Here is a 1171-nt window from a genome sequence, read left to right on the forward strand (position 1 = left end):
ACCCTGGATCCGGAGATCGCGGAGCGCATCGACGCGGAGCTGGCGCGCCAGCAGCGCGGGCTGGAGATGATCGCCTCGGAGAACCACACGGCCCTTGCGGTGATGCAGGCGCAGGGTTCGGTGCTGACCAACAAGTACGCCGAGGGCTACCCGGGCAAGCGCTACTACGGCGGCTGCGAGGAGGTCGACGTGGTCGAGACCCTCGCCCTGGAACGCGTCAAGGCGCTCTTCGGTGCCGAGTTCGCCAACGTGCAGCCGCACTCCGGTGCCCAGGCCAACGCCTCGGTGATGCACGCGCTGATCCGCCCGGGCGACACCGTCATGGGCCTGAACCTCGCCCACGGCGGGCACCTGACCCACGGCATGAAGATCAACTTCTCCGGCCGCCTCTACAACATCGTCCCCTACGGGGTCGAGGAGGACACCCTGGTGGTGGACATGGACAAGGTCGAGGCCCTGGCCCTCGAGCACCAGCCGAAGATGATCGTCGCCGGCTGGTCCGCCTACCCGCGCCAGCTGGACTTCGAGCGCTTCCGCGCGATCGCGGACAAGGTCGGCGCGTACCTGTTCGTGGACATGGCGCACTTCGCCGGCCTGGTGGCCGCGGGGCTGCACCCCTCGCCGGTGCCGCACGCCCACGTGGTCTCCTCCACCACGCACAAGACCCTGGCCGGCCCGCGCGGCGGGATCATCCTGACCAACGACGCGGACATCGCCAAGAAGGTCAACTCCGCGGTGTTCCCCGGCCAGCAGGGCGGCCCGCTGGAGCACGTGATCGCGGGCAAGGCCGTCGCGTTCAAGATCGCCGCGACCGAGGAATTCCGCGAACGCCAGGAACGCACCCTGGCCGGGGCGAAGATCCTGGCCGAGCGCCTCACCGCACCGGATGTCGCGGCCGTGGGCATCAGCGTGCTGACCGGCGGCACCGACGTGCACCTGGTCCTGGTGGACCTGCGCAACTCGGAGCTGGACGGGCAGCAGGGCGAGGACCTGCTGGCGAAGGTGGAGATCACGGTGAACCGCAACGCGGTCCCGTTCGACCCGCGTCCGCCGATGGTCACCTCCGGGCTGCGCATCGGCACCCCGGCGCTGGCCACCCGCGGCTTCTCCGAGGCGGCGTTCGTGGAGGTCGCGGACATCATCGCCGAGACCCTCATCGCCGGAACCCAGG

General features: G+C 70.0%; 1 protein-coding gene. It reads left to right on the forward strand.

Annotated features, from left to right (window positions below):
- Positions 1-3 precede the first annotated feature (3 nt).
- Positions 4-1171 (forward strand): serine hydroxymethyltransferase (gene glyA, locus ACIPVK_RS21750; protein ID WP_407614064.1); only part of this gene is annotated, 1168 nt, incomplete at its 3' end.

The organism is Paeniglutamicibacter sp. MACA_103, from assembly GCF_045798555.1.
In the GTDB taxonomy this organism is placed as follows: domain Bacteria; phylum Actinomycetota; class Actinomycetes; order Actinomycetales; family Micrococcaceae; genus Paeniglutamicibacter.